Origin of the sequence: Streptococcus pseudopneumoniae (assembly GCF_038148935.1) — a bacterium.
GTDB classification, from domain to species: Bacteria; Bacillota; Bacilli; order Lactobacillales; family Streptococcaceae; genus Streptococcus; species Streptococcus pseudopneumoniae_U.
Window position 1 is genome coordinate 1 of record NZ_JBBJZX010000276.1, and the last position, 231, is coordinate 231.

Annotated in this window: 1 protein-coding gene; it reads right to left on the reverse strand. The window is 41.1% G+C overall.

Translation table 11 applies throughout. The annotated features are described in order from the left end of the window. Nucleotides 1-38: 38 nt before the first annotated feature. A partial coding sequence (locus WKI42_RS10965) for a hypothetical protein (protein WP_368081927.1) occupies nt 39-231 on the reverse strand: 193 nt, incomplete at its 5' end.

Below are 231 nucleotides of genomic sequence, written 5' to 3' on the forward strand. Positions count from 1 at the left end.
TAGCGAGCGACTCAGCTACTAGCTTGTCGATTATGTGATTATCCATGTATGTTCTCCATCTCTTTGATTTTTTGGTCTAGTTCTTGGACAGCTTTCAGCAAGTAGGGGACGAATTTTGAATAGTTGATAGACAGATAAGATGTTACTTCATCTATTTCAATTGCTTCAGGTACTACCTTCTGGGCTTCCTGCGCAATCAAACCAACCTCTTCGTGTTTCTGGTTCTCGATG